General features: G+C 47.9%; 13 protein-coding genes. All 13 read left to right on the top strand.

Features of this window, described 5'->3' with window-relative positions; genetic code table 11:
• Positions 1-171: 171 nt before the first annotated feature.
• The 13 genes from clpP to hemC all read left to right on the top strand — a co-directional run bounded on the left by clpP (position 172) and on the right by hemC (position 16,235).
• The gene (gene clpP, locus B9Y93_RS22455) at positions 172-768 is read left to right on the top strand and encodes an ATP-dependent Clp endopeptidase proteolytic subunit ClpP (protein WP_085498494.1); all 597 of its coding nucleotides are present in this window, start codon (positions 172-174) and stop codon (positions 766-768) included.
• 12 nt (positions 769-780) lie between these two features.
• Positions 781-2,025 (top strand): ATP-dependent protease ATP-binding subunit ClpX, encoded by a 1,245-nt coding sequence (gene clpX, locus B9Y93_RS22450; protein WP_085498492.1) that lies wholly within the window; start codon positions 781-783, stop codon positions 2,023-2,025.
• Positions 2,026-2,065: 40 nt separating this feature from the next.
• The gene (gene ispG / locus B9Y93_RS22445; protein ID WP_085498490.1) at positions 2,066-3,181 is read left to right on the top strand and encodes a flavodoxin-dependent (E)-4-hydroxy-3-methylbut-2-enyl-diphosphate synthase; all 1,116 of its coding nucleotides are present in this window, start codon (positions 2,066-2,068) and stop codon (positions 3,179-3,181) included.
• A gap of 536 nt (positions 3,182-3,717) precedes the next feature.
• On the top strand, positions 3,718-5,139 hold the full coding sequence (locus B9Y93_RS22440; protein ID WP_085498488.1) for an alanine/glycine:cation symporter family protein: 1,422 nt from the start codon (positions 3,718-3,720) through the stop codon (positions 5,137-5,139).
• Positions 5,140-5,352: 213 nt separating this feature from the next.
• Positions 5,353-7,071 carry an ATP-dependent protease LonB gene (lonB, locus tag B9Y93_RS22435; RefSeq protein ID WP_085498486.1) on the top strand — a complete coding sequence of 573 codons (1,719 nt, stop codon included), beginning with the start codon at positions 5,353-5,355 and terminating at the stop codon, positions 7,069-7,071.
• 145 nt (positions 7,072-7,216) lie between these two features.
• Positions 7,217-9,553, top strand: coding sequence for an endopeptidase La (gene lon / locus B9Y93_RS22430; protein WP_085498485.1), 2,337 nt, complete (start codon positions 7,217-7,219; stop codon positions 9,551-9,553).
• An 89-nt stretch (positions 9,554-9,642) separates the two neighbouring features.
• Complete coding sequence (yihA, locus tag B9Y93_RS22425) at positions 9,643-10,296, top strand: ribosome biogenesis GTP-binding protein YihA/YsxC (protein WP_085498483.1); 654 nt, start codon at positions 9,643-9,645, stop codon at positions 10,294-10,296.
• 346 nt (positions 10,297-10,642) lie between these two features.
• The gene (locus B9Y93_RS22420; RefSeq protein ID WP_085498481.1) at positions 10,643-11,239 is read left to right on the top strand and encodes a non-ribosomal peptide synthetase module; all 597 of its coding nucleotides are present in this window, start codon (positions 10,643-10,645) and stop codon (positions 11,237-11,239) included.
• 421 nt (positions 11,240-11,660) lie between these two features.
• A complete protein-coding gene (speD, locus tag B9Y93_RS22415; protein ID WP_085498479.1) occupies positions 11,661-12,059 on the top strand; it encodes an adenosylmethionine decarboxylase in 399 nt (132 codons plus the stop codon).
• Positions 12,060-12,387: 328 nt separating this feature from the next.
• A complete protein-coding gene (gene hemA, locus B9Y93_RS22410) occupies positions 12,388-13,767 on the top strand; it encodes a glutamyl-tRNA reductase (protein ID WP_085498477.1) in 1,380 nt (459 codons plus the stop codon).
• 30 nt (positions 13,768-13,797) lie between these two features.
• Positions 13,798-14,619, top strand: coding sequence for a cytochrome C assembly family protein (locus B9Y93_RS22405; protein WP_085498475.1), 822 nt, complete (start codon positions 13,798-13,800; stop codon positions 14,617-14,619).
• A gap of 2 nt (positions 14,620-14,621) precedes the next feature.
• Positions 14,622-15,272, top strand: coding sequence for a precorrin-2 dehydrogenase/sirohydrochlorin ferrochelatase family protein (locus B9Y93_RS22400; RefSeq protein WP_085498473.1), 651 nt, complete (start codon positions 14,622-14,624; stop codon positions 15,270-15,272).
• Positions 15,273-15,302: 30 nt separating this feature from the next.
• On the top strand, positions 15,303-16,235 hold the full coding sequence (gene hemC / locus B9Y93_RS22395; RefSeq protein ID WP_085498471.1) for a hydroxymethylbilane synthase: 933 nt from the start codon (positions 15,303-15,305) through the stop codon (positions 16,233-16,235).
• Positions 16,236-16,238: the final 3 nt, after the last annotated feature.

Genomic DNA, 16,238 nt, shown 5'->3' with positions numbered 1-16,238 from the left:
AATGTAGTGTACATATGGGTAAGACAACCATCATTTAATTCGAAGTTCGAATACTAAGTCATAATCGTCATGACATACATATGGAATAATGGTGGATATGACATTAGCTTCGTAACATGATAGAATGATCATGATGGTTGAAAAGCTTGATAAAGAAAAGAGGTCGGTACCATGAACTTAGTACCTATGGTCATCGAGCAGACAAATCGCGGAGAACGCTCTTACGATATTTATTCCCGGTTGCTGAAGGACCGAATTATTTTTCTTGGCAGCGCCATCGATGATGATGTAGCGAACAGCATTATTGCGCAGCTGCTCTTTTTGGCAGCGGATGATCCGGATAAGGATATCGCGTTGTATATTAACTCGCCAGGTGGATCTGTGACAGCAGGTCTTGCTATTCTGGATACGATGAATCATATTAAGCCGGATGTATCTACCATCTGCGTAGGACTTGCGGCTAGCATGGGTTCGCTGCTGCTTACAGCTGGGGCGAAGGGCAAGCGTTTGGCGCTGCCTAACAGTGAGATTATGATTCATCAGCCATTGGGTGGAGTTCGAGGCCAGGCTTCGGATATTAAGATTCATGCGGACTGGATTCTTAAGACCAGAGAGAAGCTGAATCAGATTTATGTGGATACCACAGGACAGCCGCTTGAGAAGATTGAGCGCGATACAGATCGCGATAACTTCATGAGCGCTGAAGAATCGAAGGCATACGGTATCGTGGATGCAGTGCTGCATTCCGGCAGCGAGTTGCCGAAGTAAGGAGGGAAGCGCATGTTCAAATTTAATGAAGAGAAGGGCCAGTTGAAGTGTTCCTTCTGTGGGAAGTCTCAAGAGCAGGTACGCAAGCTAGTTGCCGGACCTGGGGTCTACATTTGTGACGAGTGTGTGGAACTCTGCAACGAGATCGTTGAAGAGGAGCTCGGTCATGAGGAAGAGGTTGATCTCAAAGACATTCCGAAGCCGAAAGAAATTCGTGCGATTCTCGATCAATATGTCATTGGCCAAGAGCAGGCGAAGAAGTCGCTCTCGGTTGCGGTATATAATCACTACAAGCGAATTAATTCGCAAAGCAAGTCTGAGGATGTTGAGCTTCAAAAAAGTAACATCCTGCTTGTAGGTCCTACCGGATCCGGTAAGACTTTGCTTGCTCAGACGATGGCTAAGATTCTTAACGTGCCATTCGCTATTGCTGATGCCACGTCCTTGACGGAAGCCGGCTATGTGGGTGAAGACGTAGAGAACATCCTGCTCAAGCTGATTCAAGCAGCGGATTATGATGTAGAGAAAGCAGAGCGAGGCATTATTTATATCGATGAGATCGATAAAGTCGCTCGCAAATCTGAGAATCCGTCGATTACGCGCGATGTATCCGGTGAAGGGGTACAGCAAGCTTTGCTCAAAATTCTTGAAGGTACTGTTGCTTCTGTGCCGCCGCAAGGAGGCCGCAAGCATCCTCATCAAGAATTTATTCAGATCGATACAACGAATGTACTGTTCATTTGCGGTGGTGCATTTGACGGCTTGGAACAGCTGATCAAGCGTCGTGTAGGCAAGAAGGTTATTGGCTTCAACTCCGACAGTGTCCAAAAAGAACTGAAGGCAGGCGAATATTTGTCCATGACATTGCCTGAGGACTTGCTGAAGTTCGGCTTGATTCCTGAGTTCGTGGGACGTTTGCCTGTTATCTCTACCCTCGAGCCGCTCGATGAAGAGACGCTTGTTCGTATTTTAAGCGAGCCGAAGAACGCATTAACGAAACAATATCAGAAGCTGTTAGAGATGGATAATGTGAAGCTTGACTTCGAGATAGGCGCTCTTGAAGCTATCGCTCGTGAAGCGATCAAGCGCAACACAGGTGCGCGCGGCTTGCGTGCGATCATCGAAGGCATCATGCTGGATGTGATGTATGAGGTGCCATCTCGTGAAGACATAGCGAACTGTGTCATAACGGAGAAGGTAGTCAATGAACGAATCATTCCGGAATTGACGACGGAGAAGAAAGAGGAAAGCGCCTAAGGGCGCTTTTCCGTCGTTATCCGCATGGGAGAGTATGAACATGTATTTGCGACATCAAACTAGACCTGTACAAGTTGGAAATGTCACTATTGGCGGCAGCAACGAAGTCATTATTCAAAGCATGTGTACGACAAAGACGGCTGATGTTGAAGCGACGGTAGCGGAGATTCTTCGCTTAGAGGAAGCGGGCTGCCAGATCGTGCGCGTAACCGTCAATAATCAGGAAGCCGCTGAAGCGATCAAGGAGATCAAGCAGCGGATTCACATTCCGCTTGTAGCGGATATTCATTTTGACTATCGACTTGCGCTTAAAGCTATAGAAAACGGGATTGACAAGGTTCGCATCAATCCGGGCAACATCGGTCGCCGCGAGAAAGTGGAAGCCGTAGTAAAAGCCTGCAAGGAGAAAGGGATTCCTATTCGTATCGGGGTGAATGCCGGCTCCTTGGAAAACCATCTCTTGGAGAAGTACGGCTATCCTACACCAGAAGCGATGGTAGAGAGCGCCTTATTCCATATTGGCATCTTGGAAGAGCTTGATTTCCACGATATTATCGTGTCCTTGAAGGCCTCGGATGTTCCGATGGCGATTGCTGCCTATTCGAAGGCAGCGGAAGTCATTCCTTATCCGCTTCATCTAGGAATCACGGAAGCTGGCACCTTGTTCTCTGGAACGGTAAAAAGCGCAGCGGGCCTAGGAGCGCTTCTTTCCATGGGAATTGGCTCTACGGTGAGAATCAGCCTTAGTGCTGATCCGGTGGAAGAGATTAAGGTAGCTAGAGAGCTCCTGAAGAGCTTCGGCTTGATCTCTAATGCGGCAACGCTTGTCTCTTGCCCAACCTGTGGACGCTTGGACATTGATTTATTCTCCATTGCCAATGAGGTGGAAGAATATATCGCGAATGTCAAAGTGCCGATTAAGGTATCGGTGCTAGGTTGTGCGGTAAATGGTCCTGGTGAAGCTCGCGAGGCAGATATCGGGATTGCAGGTGCTCGTGGGGAAGGCATGCTGTTCCGTTATGGAGAGATGGTGCGCAAAGTGCCTGAAGCGGAACTGGTTAACGAGCTCAAGAAAGAAATCGATCATATTGTGGCAGAGTATGAGCGTACTGGCGAGATACCTGGACGCAAGCAGCATCTTCCGCATTTGTCATAAATATTACAGCCAGCAGCATCTGTTGGATGTTGAACAGAGGCCATATTCCTACGGGGATATGGCTTCTTTTTTATCCAAGAACGCATTTATTGAACGATAGGACGACAGGGCGGATGTTTTTCATCATATAGAGCCTTCAGAGCGGCAGCTCGGTGTCGCCTGCAGAGGGAAGCTAATCACACGCCTGCATATGTTTTGCATGCAAGGATACGGGATGGAGAACACTAGCTTGAAGCGTGATATGAAGCAAGCTGTTGAAGAAAAATAATGCGAGGCGATTACGGATCTTGGGTCCGGGTGCAGGTGGTCTGTTCTCGAATTTATCTCATAGACTGTCGGGGTATGGTTATGAAATAAGGTAAATGTTTCAAAGCTATTAAACATTTTTATCAGAGGAATTAACGATCGGAATGAGTAGATGTGGCAAATATTTTTGCTATTTTCAGCATAATCAGTTACAATCAATTTTGTTATATGTCAAGAAACATGACATGGACCCGGAACTTCAAGTAAAACAGCGAGAAAGGGTGCGATATATGCATTTGCAAGAATGGATCGGAATATTTAATGAAAAATGGTATCTTATGCTTATTTTCGTCCTGGCTGCTGTCGGAATTTATTTTTCGATACGTACAGGCTTTGTTCAGATAACGGCAATAGGAGAAACATTTAGAATCCTCACAGGAAAGGATGTACGCAAGTCTTCAAGTAAAGATAAGAAAGACAAGGGTGTATCTTCATTCCAAGCCTTCATGATGAGTACGGCTTCTCGTGTAGGAACAGGAAATATGGCCGGTGTTGCTATCGCCATCTCCGTCGGCGGCCCTGGAGCGGTATTCTGGATGTGGCTGATTGCCGTGATCGGCGCAGCCTCTGCCTTTATCGAGTCTACTCTGGCTCAGATCTACAAGGTGAGAGACGGCAAGACCTTCCGCGGCGGACCTGCTTATTATATGGAAAAAGCACTTAATGCACGTTGGCTGGGGATTATTTTCGCGATCTTAATCACGGTCAGCTTTGGCTTTGTATTCAATTCTGTACATTCTAATACAGCGAGTGCGGCCTTCCAAGAGCTGTTCGATGTGAACCCGATTGTAATGGGTATCATTTTATCGGTGCTTGTGGTATTAACGATCTTCGGTGGTGTCCAGCGCATTGCCAAGGTATCTGCTATCGTTGTGCCGGTTATGGCCCTTGCTTATATTGCAATGGCGCTTGTCGTTATGATTATGAATATGGATCAGATTCCAGCAGTGATTGGAACGATTCTCCGCAATGCCTTCGGCATCGAAGAAGCAGTTGGCGGTGGACTTGGCGCTGCTGTCATGAATGGCGTAAAACGCGGACTGTTCTCTAACGAGGCAGGTATGGGTAGTGCGCCGAATGCGGCAGCTACTGCAACGGTAAGCCACCCTGTAAAGCAAGGATTAATTCAATCTTTTGGGGTGTTTGTGGATACCCTTCTTGTGTGCAGTGCAACAGCGTTTATTATTTTGCTCTCGGGCGTTCATGAATCAGGAGTTGCAGACGGCATTCTCATGACCCAGCATGCGCTTGCTTCGCAGTTTGGCGGTTGGGCGAACTACTTTGTTGGCTTTGCGATCTTCTTGTTTGCCTTCTCATCCTTAATTGGGAACTATTATTATGGTCAGAGCAATATTGAGTTCATTACGAAAAAACCAGGCTGGATGCTGGCCTATCGTATTGGAGTTGTTGCGATGGTGCTGTTCGGTTCTGTTGCAAAAATTACGCTCGTCTGGGATATGGCCGATATGTTCATGGGCTTTATGGCACTGATTAACCTCGTTGTCATTATGATTCTTGGCAAGTTCGCCTTCCAATCTCTTCATGATTATAAAGAGCAGAAGAAGCATGGAGCAGAGCCTGTATTCTATGCAGACACGATCCCGGGACTTAAGCATGCAGAATGTTGGGAACGCCCTGTAGAGAAGTCGTAACAGCGATGGCAGCATGACGTTGCCATAGAGTTAGAAGTGGATCGGTATAGATCCCATCATCTAAAAATGTTGGCGAGTTCAAGCCTCACAACTTTTGTATAAAAGGACTTATATGGAATCCGGCAAAGGGTAATACTACCAAGTATTAGTCTTTACCGGATTTTTTGTTTTCTCGTGTAAGGCGAAAGTTGGACAGATCGGGAGGATGGACACATGGACCTCAGTATGTTGTTAATGTTGATTAATGCGTTTTTTGCAGTGGTGATCGGTATTTACTTCTGGAATCTGCTGCGCAGCCAGAAGACAAATCGCTCCGCTGTAGATAGAGAGTCTCGCAAAGAGATGGATAAGCTGAGAAAGATGCGTTCCATCTCGCTGACAAAGCCATTGGCGGAGAAGACGAGACCTTCTCATATGAATGACATTGTCGGCCAGAAGGATGGATTGAAGGCGCTGAAAGCGGCCCTCTGCAGTGCGAACCCGCAGCATGTCATAATTTATGGTCCGCCTGGCGTCGGCAAGACAGCGGCGGCTAGGGTGGTGCTTGAGGAAGCGAAGAAGAGCCCGCTATCACCTTTTAATCAGGAATCAAAGTTCATTGAGATTGATGCGACAACGGCGAGATTCGATGAGCGCGGAATTGCTGATCCCTTGATTGGGTCTGTTCATGACCCGATATATCAGGGGGCAGGGGCAATGGGCGTAGCCGGGATTCCTCAGCCGAAGCAAGGCGCGGTGACGAAGGCGCATGGAGGCATGCTGTTTATCGATGAGATCGGAGAGCTTCATCCGATTCAAATGAATAAGCTCTTGAAGGTGCTTGAGGACCGCAAGGTATTTTTGGAGAGCGCCTATTATCATTCTGAGGATACGCATATTCCGAATTATATTCATGATATTTTTCAAAATGGGCTGCCGGCTGACTTTCGTCTTGTGGGCGCCACAACGAGATCGCCGCAGGATATTGCACCTGCGCTGCGCTCTAGATGCATGGAGATCTTCTTCCGTCCGCTGCTGCCAGATGAGATTGAGAGCATAGCGGAGCAAGCAGTTCAGAAGATTGGCTTCCCTCCTGCGCCAGATGCGGTTCAAGTGCTGAAGAAGTATGCTACGAACGGCCGTGAAGCGGTTAATATCGTGCAGCTTACGGTTGGCCTTGCTTTGTCAGAGGGCAGAAGCACGATTGAAGCAGCGGATGTCGAATGGGTAGTGAACAGCAGCCAGCTCTCACCTCGACCAGAACGCAAGGTTGGGTCTGAGCCGCTGGTTGGGATTGTAAACGGTCTTGCTGTATATGGCCCGAATATGGGCTCCCTGCTTGAGATTGAGGTGTCTGCCATTAAGGTTAAGAATGGGCATGGCAAATACAACATTACCGGTGTCGTGGATGAAGAAGAGCTTGGCGGCGGCAGCAGGACGCTGCGCCGTAAGAGCATGGCGAAGGGCTCCATTGAGAATGTGCTCACCGTGCTTAGAAGCTGTGGTTTTGAGACGATGAACTATGATCTTCATATCAACTTCCCAGGCGGATCACCGGTAGACGGACCATCTGCAGGCATTGCAATGGCGGTGGCGATTGCATCTGCGATCAAGCAGTGGCCGGTGGACAATCGTCTTGCGATGACAGGAGAGATTGGTGTTCACGGCAAGGTGAAGCCGGTTGGAGGCGTGCTTGCGAAGGCAGAGGCAGCCTTCCAAGCGGGGGCTACACGTGTGCTTATTCCGAAGGAAAATTGGCAGGAAATATTCGCTAATCTAAGCAGTGGACTGCAGGTCATTCCTGTGGAGGCGATAGATGAGGTGCTGAGGCATACCTTTGCTTCGCAGCTTGGGGAAGACGCAATTCATCTGCCGAAGCTTTATGAGCGTGCCTCTGGCTCATCTGTACCGCTCTTTCAAGCGAAAGCCACAGATGTGAATCATGCGGAATAACTCACCAAAATTGGTGTTTTGAAATACAATTTGTTAAACTTGATAAAGACAACAGCAAACCTTTATTCCTTCTTGCTACTCGAATGCGAGTGCTTGCGGGATAAAGGTTTTGTTATATGAACATATCCTTGGGGGTGCCATGAAGATGGGGCTTAAACTGGCAAAGGAACGGAAGCTTCCTCTATTACCGCTAAGAGGACTGCTTGTGTATCCAAGCATGGTGCTTCATCTGGACGTCGGTCGAGAAAAATCGGTTAAGGCGCTTGAGCAGGCGATGCTGGAAGAGCAAGAGTTGCTGCTTAGCTCTCAAAAAGAAAATAGCATTGAAGAGCCGATGCATGATGATATTTATCGAATCGGGACGATCGTGAAGGTGCGCCAGATGCTTCGGCTTCCTAACAATACGATTCGAGTGCTCGTTGAGGGTGTATCGCGTGCGAAGATTACCGAATATGTCCCGAACGAGCAGTACTATGAAGTGAAAGTATTGATCATCAAGGACGAGACCGATGTTACGCCTGAGATTGAGGCTTTGATGAGAACGCTGCTCACACAGTTCGAGAGCTATGTCAGCTTGTCCAAAAAGGTGACGCAGGAAACGCTGTCCACCGTATCGGATATCGAGGAGCCAGGGAGATTTGCCGATGTGATGGCAAGTCACCTTCCGATTAAGCTAAAGGACAAGCAGCATCTCTTGGAGACGCTGGATGTGAAGGAGCGGCTGAATGAGCTCTTGAATCTTCTGAACAATGAGAGCGAAGTGCTCAATATGGAGAAGAAGATTAATTCTCAGGTGAAAAAGCAGATTGAGAAGACACAGAAGGAATACTATCTGCGTGAACAGATGAAGGCCATTCAGAAGGAATTAGGGGACAAGGAAGGCCGTGCAGGTGAAGTCGAGGAGCTAAGAGGGAAGCTCAAAGAGATTGATGCCCCTGAGAAAGTAGCGGAGAAGGCGAACAAGGAAATTGATCGGCTGGAGAAGATGCCAGCAACCTCTGCAGAAGGATCTGTCGTTCGCAATTATGTAGACTGGCTCTTATCCGTGCCTTGGTCCAAGCAATCAGAGGATGTGCTCGACTTGGAACGGGCCGAAGAGATTCTAGAAGCCGATCATTATGGACTAGAGAAGCCGAAGGAGCGGGTGCTTGAATATCTTGCTGTTCAGCAGTTAGTCAAGCAGATGAAGGGACCTATTCTATGCCTTGTAGGACCGCCAGGAGTCGGAAAGACCTCGCTTGCTCGCTCAATAGCGAAGTCGCTGGATCGCCAGTTCGTGCGCATCTCGCTTGGCGGCGTACGCGATGAAGCTGAGATTCGCGGGCATCGCAGAACTTATGTCGGCGCTATGCCTGGCCGAATTGTGCAGTCGCTGAAGACGGCGGATACGATGAATCCGGTTATGCTGCTTGATGAGATCGACAAGATGGCAAATGATTTTAGGGGCGATCCTGCATCTGCGCTGCTTGAGGTGCTTGATCCAGAGCAAAACCATAATTTCAGCGATCATTTTATGGAAGTGCCGGTGGATCTGTCCCATGTCATGTTTGTAACCACAGCCAATACCGTACATAATATTCCTAGACCGCTTCTTGACCGTATGGAGTTGATATCTCTTGCTGGCTATACGGAGCTTGAGAAGCTTGAGATAGCGCTGCGCCATTTGCTTGGCAAGCAGAAGAAGGCGCACGGTCTTGAGGAGGAACAGCTGCAGCTGTCGAATGAGGTGCTCAAGAAGGTGATTCGACTCTACACCAGAGAAGCGGGCGTCAGACAGCTGGAGCAGCAGCTAGCTGCAATTTGCCGCAAGGCTGCGAAGCGGATCGTCTCCGAGAAGCTGGATCATGTTGTGATCAAGCCAGAAGAGGTGGAAGACTATCTCGGGCTTCCACGCTATCGCTACGGGCAATCAGAGGATAGCCATCAGATTGGCATGGTGACAGGCCTGGCTTGGACGGAAGTCGGCGGAGATACTTTGACGATTGAAGTTGCCATCGTGCCCGGCTCTGGGAAGCTGCTCCTGACAGGCAAGCTTGGCGATGTGATGAAGGAGTCTGCTCAGGCTGCCTTCAGTTATGTGCGCTCAAAGGCCGAGGAGCTTCAGCTTGAAGCAGGCTTCCATGAGAAGCTCGATATCCACATCCATGTGCCGGAAGGAGCAATTCCGAAGGATGGGCCTTCAGCAGGCATCTCGATGGCCACGGCGCTTGTGTCAGCATTGACCAAGCAATACGTTTCCAAGGATGTGGCGATGACGGGGGAGATCACCCTTCGCGGGAGAGTGCTCCCGATTGGCGGGCTTAAAGAAAAGTCGCTTGCTGCCCATCGCGCAGGCATTAAGAAGGTCATTTTTCCACATGACAACATTCGGGATTTGGAAGAAATTCCTGATATGATTCGAGAGGAAATGACCTTTGTGCCGGTGAAGCATTTAGATGAAGTGCTCATGCATGCTTTAGTGCCTCATGAGTCTCAGAATTAGATCAACATACAAATATAGGCCGCAGCAGCAGACGGGCGCTTATTGACCAGTGCCCGTTTCCTTATGTGTAATTGGAAGGTGGAGATGCAATGAAGATAACGAGCGCGGAATTTATAATTAGTGCAGTAGGACCAGCGCAATATCCGGAGGATGGACTTCCGGAGATCGCGTTAGCAGGACGCTCCAATGTGGGAAAGTCCTCGCTCATCAACAAGATGATTCAACGGCGCAACCTGGCACGAACCAGCTCGCAGCCGGGCAAGACGCAGCATTTGAACTATTACCGGATTAATGAACAATTGTATTTTGTAGATGTGCCGGGTTACGGCTATGCGAAGGTATCCAAGACGCAGCGGCAAGCATGGGGGAAGATGATCGAGGCATATTTGCAAGAGCGCAAGCCTCTTCAACTCGTCATTCAGGTCATTGATCTGCGTCATCCGCCGACGAAGGATGATGTGGCGATGCATGAATGGCTGACGCACTATGATATCCCTTTATGTGTGGTGGCGACGAAGGCGGATAAGATTCCGCGCAGCAGATGGCCGAAGCATCTAAAGGAAGTCAAGACAACATTAGGTCTGACAGCAGCGACTCCGCTCATTATGTTCTCTGCCGAAACAGGCGCGGGCCGCGATGAGCTGTGGGATGTTATTCTTAAGCACGCGGCAGCACAAGAATTGCCGGATGCGCTTGACCCTGGTCTTGATGATGCAAAGGGACAAGGTGAAGCAGACCTTTAACATTAGTAAATAGATCTCTTGGCAAGCCAATAGGGGAGTTCGAACGAACAAAGGATCTTATCGTCCAGACGTAATGTGGACGGAGATCCTTTTGTTTATTTCCAGCGATGATGTACATTGTCCAGCGGACAAGCGGTGCAAAGAAATTCGTATCGTTGCATGTAAATACGTGAAGGAGCTTGAAAAATTAAAAGGATTTCAGCGGTTGTTCGGGCTCAATTGGCGTTCATAACGATTTTTGAAGATAATTTCATGATTTCTTAGGACTTCGTAAACAGGAATTATATATAAGCGTGTAGTATAATAAGATAGAGCTAGGAAACGGTTAAGAATTGAGGAGATACTTATGGCTAGGCGATTAGCCACAGAATATGTGAAAGCCCGTATGCAGTTGACAGAGTCTCAGTTAGCCCATTTGTTGCAAACATTTCTGGGTCAATCCATCGTATGGCATGTGAAAGTGCTGGATAACGGCAGTCAGGAGATCGTGCTGGAAGATGGTCTTGGGGATGAGATTACCTTTCTGTTTGAGAAGCTAGGCAATCGATATGTCTGTGTAACGTCTTGTCGCTTGGAACGGCCGAAGCTTACGCAAGTGATGCAGAAGCTGGTCGCAACCTTCCGAGGAGATGCAGTCGTCAATCGGATTTTTGCTGGATTTACCATGACTTATTATTATATGGAAGGCACTGTTCAACGAATTGTACAGCACCAGGACGGAGAGTCCCGTCTCATATATGAGCGCAAGGATCAGAGCAGATTGAAGGAACTTGCGCAGTTGTTCGTTCAAGATCACGTGGAGCGCAAGATTCATGAGCTGAAGCGTGAGGTTAACAAGTGGCTTGATGCTCGCAATCAAGCACGAGACAAGGATGAGGTTCAAGCGATTGATCAGCAGTTGAATCAGCTTGTTCATCACATGTTTGTTTTAGAGGCATACTAATATAGGATGCAAGAAGGAAGGCTGTATGAATACAGCCTTCCTTCTTTTTATGACCATAATGTTCCGAATTAGCTGATGAATGGGCTTCCGTCGGGGCTTTCACCCTATAGAATCGCAAAATAACGAACGATTATTAGATATTTTTACAAAAAAGATAAGGAACCGAACAGGCTCCCGAACCATAATTTGTGGTGTGATTCTAAACGTTCGGCACATTCTTTATGCGTGTCTCGAAAAAAAGAGTTGCAATCGAGCGAATAAGATGTTATTTTTAATCTCGTTGAACACAATATTAGGAACCAGGATTCACTCAGGACATTGTATGTTGCGAGAGATTATTCCCTCGGGAAGTGAATGACGTAGGTCCTAGCGGATGAAATTTTTTTCAAACATTTTATTCCTAGGAAGGGGGAACCGAGAGATGGAATACTCAACTTTCGGAAGACACGTTGCGGTTGATGCTTGGGGAGTTAATTTCGACATGCTGAATGATGCCGAATATCTTCAGACTCAACTCGTAGAAGCTGCAGAAGTTTGCGGTGCTACTGTACTATCGGTTCAAGCTCAACAATTTGAGCCGCAAGGAGCAACTGTGCTCGTCTTATTGTCGGAAAGTCATCTTTCCATTCACACTTATCCTGAACGTGGATTTGCAGCAATTGATTGCTACACATGTGGTGATACTGTAGATCCTCAAGCAGCGATTGACCACCTGGTGTCCGTGTTGAAGCCAGAGAAGACTTACGCGAAGAAATTGGTTCGCGGTATCGGTGAGATGGAAGTTGTTACACCTGAGATCAAAGCGGCAGAGCTAGTTTAAGCTAGACCTTGTTTGAATTAGCGTGCCTTTGAGAAGGCGCCGGTGCTGTAACTGTTAGGATACACAAATGCATGAATTGGAACAGACTCGTCGTTATTGGCGGGTCTGTTTTCATATGAATCAATGACTTGACCTATTACGATTCAGTCTGCTTCTAGAGAACTTTTCCATGTATACACAAGAGCCTCGAATGATATAATACGAATTGGAATCTTTTTCATGGTTTAGTCATAAATGCAGACCTCTTATTTGTCGAACTGTGCTATAATGAGAATGATTATTATCATAGCAATATTCTAATTATTATGATTAAAGCAGGTGAGCATCTATGCATGTAGTTGTCGTCGGCATGAATTACCGAACGGCACCTGTAGAGATTCGGGAGAGATTTGCCTTATCTGAACAACAGTTGACCGATGCTCTTCAGCAGCTCCTACAAGTACAAAGTGTTTCCGAGTGTGTGATTGTATCGACGTGCAATCGCACGGAGTGGTATGTTGTTGTGGATCGCATGCATATGTGCGGGCATGATATCAGACATTTTATGGAGCAGTGGTACGGTGTGGAGAGACGCATATTCACTCCTTATCTATATATTCATGAATCGGAACGCGCGATTGAACATCTGTTCCGTGTTACTGCTGGTCTTGACTCTATGGTAGTAGGGGAGACTCAGATTCTAGGTCAGATTCGCCAGGCCTTCTTGCATGCGCAGGAGCAGGGAGCGACAGGGACATGCTTTAATCATGTATTTAAGCAGGCCATTACCTTCGCGAAGCGTGCGCATGCGGAGACGAGCATCAATGATAATGCCGTATCGGTTAGCTATGCGGCTATTGAGCTTGGCAAGCGCATCTTTGGAACCTTTGCGGGTAAAAAGGTGCTGATTCTAGGCGCAGGCAAGATGAGTGAATTGACGGTAAAGCATTTATACAGTCAAGGGGCAGCTGAAGTAATGGTGGCTAACCGTACGCTTCAGCGAGCAGAGGAACTTGCCGAGCAGTATCAAGGAAGAGCATGTACACTTGAGAAGATGGATATGCTGCTGCCTGAGGCAGACATTGTAATCAGCTCCACAGGATCGCCATCTTATGTGCTCCGTGCTCAGGATGTTGAGAAGATGATGAAGCAACGGCGCACACGTCCATTATTCCTTATTGACATCGCGGTGCCAAGAGATCTTGATCCTGCCATCGGTGAGGTGTCGAATGTGTTCTTATATGATATTGATGACCTTGAAGGAATCGTGCAGAGCAATCTTGAGCAGCGAGACAAGGCCGCTCATATCATTGAAGATATGATCGAGATGGAGATTGTGGAGTATCGTCAATGGCTGAAGATGCTTGGTATTCATCCACTCATTCGTTCCTTGCAGACGAAGGCGAATCGGATCCATGAGGATACGCTTGACAGCATGTTCAAGAAGCTGCCTGATCTTAGTGAACGTGAAGCTAAAGTGATTCGTCAATTGACGAAGAGCATGTTGAATCAGATGATGCAAGATCCAATTCTACAGCTCAAGGATCTTGCCGCTGGCAAGAATGGAGCCGATGCGATGCATTATTTTGCAGAGCTGTTTGCTCTTGAAGAGGAAGAGAAGGAGAAGCCTCAGACTGCTCCGACATCTCTCTCTCGCAAACATGAAGAGAGAGCATCACACCCCGAACAGGAGAAGCCCAAGTTGAATTGGGCAGCTGTTACATGGTAATTGTTTATATACAGGGGGCGACAGGCTCATATGGTTACGAGCAGCTGGATCTATGATGCGATCATTTACACTTATGCCCTGAGCCTTCTGTTTTATTTCTCTGATGTGATGGATGTGAATCGGAGAGCGAAGCGGATAGGTACAGGGCTTCTTGTTTTAGTATGGACCATCGAGACGGTTTTTTTGATTACTCGGATCATTCGCCATCAGAGCGGCGAGATGTTCAGCAGCTTTGAATTTATGTTTATGTTTGCATGGCTGCTGATCACCATGTCCTTGGTCATTAATCGTTTTTTTCAAATCGAATTTATCGTTTTTATTGTGAATTTAATCGGATTTATCCTGCTCTTGATCAACATGCTGAATGATCCTACTGCACCAAGCTCTATGGGAGAGTGGGAGATGCTTCGCAATCTTCTTGTCTTTCATGTTGGGCTGGCAGCTTGTGGCTTTGCCTCTTTTACGTTAAGTGCCGTTTATTCGGGAATGTATTTATTTTTGCACCGTCGTCTAAAGAGGCGCAAGTGGTCGGATGCAGTCCGCAGGCTTCCAAGCTTGGATCGCATCGAGCGAGCTTCCTATATTGCCATCACGATTGGGATACCGCTGTTCTTGCTATCGTTGTCTGTCGCTGTATCGGCAGTGTGGATTGGCAATCGGTCTGAGCTCTTGCTTGACTTCAAAGTATGGTTTACCATCTTGGTTGTGTTCATGTATGGTGGATATTTGCTGTGGCGCAAATCTTTTGCCGGCATGCAGCTTGCCTATTACAACATGATCTGCTATGCCATTATGCTGCTTAATTATGGCCTTAACAGCATCTCAACCTTCCATCGTTGGATGGGGGTGTAGGAATGAAGGTGCATGAAGAGAACGAGAGCTATCCTCAATATGCCCTCATGCTGAATCTCATGAATAAGAAGGCGGTTGTGGTAGGAGGCGGACAGGTTGCAGGGAGAAAGATTAAGCAGCTGCTAGAATGCGGAGCCAAGGTGCTTGTCGTAAGCCCAGTGCTCATAGGCGACCTTGAGGAGCTTGCAGGTGAGCAGCGAATTGAGGTGCGCCGCAAGCCTTACAGTACAGAAGATCTTCAAGGAGCCTGCTTGATATTTGCAGCCACAGACGACCCAGAGGTGAATCAGCTGGTCGCTGAGGATGCCCATCAGGCAGGCATATTCGTCAATATTGCCCACGCAAGCGAAGGCTCCGACTTCACAAACCCTGCGGTGCTTCGCTATGGACATGTTCAGATCAATGTCTCCACTGGCGGTGCGAGTCCTACCTTGACTCGACATATCGTGGAGCGGGTGGATGACATTATTGATGAGCGCTTAGAAGGGCTGGCTCTTCATCTGCACGAGGCGCGCCAGCGTGCGCAGCAGGATATAAGCGCTGCGAAGAAGCGTCAGCAAATATTGAGAGCCTATGGGAATGCTTGCTGGGAAGCCTGGGAGCAAAAACGGCCCTTTCCAATCTGGGAAGAGTGGTACAGCAACAACGAATAACAGGACCCAGTTCAATAAGGGGGAACGCCAATGAGAGTCATTAAGGTAGGAACAAGACAAAGTGCGCTTGCGCTGACACAAACAGGACAAGTGATTCATGAGCTTGAGCGATTATGTGAAGAATATAACCTTCCATTTACTTTTGAAACTCATAAGATTGTCACTAAAGGTGACCGTATTCTGGATGTCACTCTTTCCAAGGTTGGAGGCAAGGGCTTATTCGTAAAGGAAATCGAGCAGGCTCTTCTTGATCAGACGATTGACATGGCTGTGCACAGCATGAAAGACATGCCTTGGGAGCTTCCGGAAGGACTCATCATCGGTGCGATTCCAAAGCGTGTGGATTCGCGGGATGTGCTTATTATGAAATGTGGAACATCTCTTGATGATTTGCCACCTGGAGCAAAGGTAGGGACAAGCAGCCTTCGTCGTGCATCTCAGCTTCAGGCACTTCGAAAGGATCTTGTGATCGAGCCGGTTCGCGGCAACATCGACACGCGCATCAAGAAGCTTGAGACGGAAGGGTTTGATGCGGTTGTTCTGGCAGCAGCTGGCCTTCATCGAATGAACTGGGAGGACCGCATTACATGCTACCTCCCTAAGGAAGTATGCATTCCAGCTGTTGGACAAGGGGCATTGGCAATTGAATGTCGAGGCGAAGACCAAGAGCTTCTTGCTTTGTTAACGAAGTATCATCATGAGGAGACGGCTCTGCATGTTCGCGCGGAGCGGGCTTTTCTTGGCAAGCTGAACGGGGGCTGTCAGATTCCGATTGGCGCTTATGCAGAGCGTGATGAAGAGTCGGGCGTCCTTAAGCTGACCGGCTTGGTTGGCGCGCCAGAAGGGGATCCAATCCTCATTGCTGCAATGTATGGGGAAGATCCAGAGCAATTAGGCAATGCTGTAGCAGATAAGCTCTTGGAGGCAGGGGCAGATCAGATATTGGATCGATTGCGAGGTTGATGT

Source organism: Paenibacillus aquistagni (assembly GCF_900177815.1).
GTDB classification, from domain to species: domain Bacteria; phylum Bacillota; class Bacilli; order Paenibacillales; family Paenibacillaceae; genus Paenibacillus_B; species Paenibacillus_B aquistagni.
This window is presented reverse-complemented; position numbering and strand designations above follow the sequence as displayed.